The sequence below is a fragment of the Microcoleus sp. MON2_D5 genome (assembly GCF_036701905.1).
GTDB lineage: Bacteria > Cyanobacteriota > Cyanobacteriia > Cyanobacteriales > Microcoleaceae > Microcoleus.
Genome location: NZ_JAUBRM010000220.1, coordinates 1 through 1,708, shown reverse-complemented (window position 1 = coordinate 1,708; position 1,708 = coordinate 1). Strand labels below are relative to the sequence as shown.

The 1,708-nt window shown below is 42.8% G+C and carries 4 protein-coding genes; 3 read left to right on the top strand and 1 reads right to left on the bottom strand.

Annotated elements, in window-relative coordinates; genetic code table 11:
• Together QUA47_RS30780 and QUA47_RS30775 are read left to right on the top strand one after the other, a co-directional pair.
• Window positions 1–483 (top strand): hypothetical protein (locus QUA47_RS30780; RefSeq protein ID WP_333433622.1); only part of this gene is annotated, 483 nt, incomplete at its 5' end.
• A gap of 183 nt (window positions 484–666) precedes the next feature.
• Window positions 667–843 carry a hypothetical protein gene (locus QUA47_RS30775; RefSeq protein ID WP_333433621.1) on the top strand — a complete coding sequence of 59 codons (177 nt, stop codon included), beginning with the start codon at window positions 667–669 and terminating at the stop codon, window positions 841–843.
• A 40-nt stretch (window positions 844–883) separates the two neighbouring features.
• On the opposite strand, the gene QUA47_RS30770 is transcribed toward QUA47_RS30775, so the two are convergent.
• Window positions 884–1,051: a hypothetical protein gene (locus tag QUA47_RS30770; protein ID WP_333433620.1), complete on the bottom strand. Its 168-nt coding sequence runs from the start codon at window positions 1,049–1,051 to the stop codon at window positions 884–886.
• Between the two features lie 21 nt (window positions 1,052–1,072).
• Between QUA47_RS30770 and QUA47_RS30765 the strand changes: the two genes are divergently transcribed.
• Complete coding sequence (locus QUA47_RS30765) at window positions 1,073–1,237, top strand: hypothetical protein (protein WP_333433619.1); 165 nt, start codon at window positions 1,073–1,075, stop codon at window positions 1,235–1,237.
• The last annotated feature ends 471 nt before the right edge of the window (window positions 1,238–1,708 follow it).

Sequence of the window (1,708 nt, the reverse complement as noted above, 5' to 3'; positions counted from 1 at the left end):
TCATCTTTTTTCACAGTTTTACTAGCTTTTTCATTTTGGCGCTTTTTTCATATATTTGCAAAAGTGAGATGCACCCTCGTTGGTAATACACCAATGGTGTTCAAAATCTGGCAGCCATCAGCCTCAACACCTTCCTTAATACTGGACATTTCGCCCTGGAAGAGTGTGGAGATGCGATCGCCACACTTCCATCTGTTCGTCTGGTTCTCCCAAGAGTTGCTGCACCAATTTTTGCAGTGCATCGATGATCGCGCTCTAGGGGATATTGCGCCGGAATTGGTCAAATTTACCCCAGATGAAACCCACATTCCGCACCCCAACTGTCACATGGGGTGCGGGCGGGCAGTAAATTCCGTGGAATGGTCTAGCGCGAACCGCTCGATACAGTATAAATACTTAAAAATCGACCTGCCAGACAAAATAACTTGTTTATTTGGCTGGAGTATTAAACAAAATCATCAGCTAGTTGCGTGTCGCAACTAGAGGTGAATCAGGAGAACAAAAATACTATTGAAGTTGCCAGCAACTTGACGAAAGCACCTACAGATAAATAGAGCAATCGTAAGGATTCAGGTCAAAAAAAACTTCAGTGGCGGCATCTGGTAAAATAAACGAATGAAAAAGCCCACAGCCACCAGACAGAAATAAAAAACCGAAATCGAGCAGTTGAGCCAAGCTGAAGGAGTGGAAATGGTGTTGGCGCTGCAAAAAATCATTGAAGAATTGCAAGAAAAACTAGCTATTGCTATTGCTACAATTCGATCGGTGTTAGATAGATTGTCCGTACACAAAGAAGATTTTGTCTACCGCGATCGATCGGCAGGAACAAAAGGATTTAATTAAAAAGGCACAATCTGGAATTGCAACCTCTATTAATCTAATTTTAAACAGAATGGCAATCGCCATTCTTCCACCGCTTAAACAATTCCGGTATTACCAACTTTTGCGAAAAAAAGATTGTCCCCAAAACTATCAACAATCCAAAAATAATCAACCGCAGATCTGTCAAAAATTGTGCCAACCAAACCACCAATTCCTGAATAGTAGCCAATCAGCCATCTCCGAATCAAACATGGAGAGATTTGAATTTCACCTAGCAATGCTGCAAAAAGGAGGAGAGGAAGTAGAAAAAAAAATAGCTAACTTTAACACAATTGAGGGATATTGTTGGCGGCTGCTTGGCGAACATCCGAGTTTGCGATTTTATCAGTTGGTTGTGGAAGTCGAAGGAGATTGAAGGGAATTGATAGCTATATCACACCGATGTATTGTATCCCACAATGGTTTTAAGCAATAGCGAGATAAATGCGTCCGAAGTAATAAGAGTAAGATGCGAATACTTCTCTTGTTTGCACCGCACCATCTAATGTGGCCGAAATCTTGGAATTGATTTTCGGTCCCAATAAAACCCTGCTATTGCTCTCGCTCGTACACTCAACTTTTCTCGTAAGCAGGTGGCCGATACTCGAATAATTCTTGCTCTGCCCCCGCAAATTTAGACTGATCGCCCCCAGAAGCAGGCCGAGCAAAGGACGCTTTATTCCAAATCCCCTGGATATCTTCAGAAGAACGCTCAGACGACAGCACAAACTGAGTTCTCTGATAACGCAGATCGGCCAATTCAATTTTACGGCGTTGCTGAATTGAGGTATGATCCGACGACCGTCCCTGGCAGTTCAGGTCGAATAGCGCTCAAATCAGAGTATAT

Excerpts from the sequence above, each read along its gene's own strand:
- QUA47_RS30765 (WP_333433619.1), top strand. The coding sequence starts at position 1,073 with ATGGAGAGATTTGAATTTCACCTAGCAATGCTGCAAAAAGGAGGAGAG.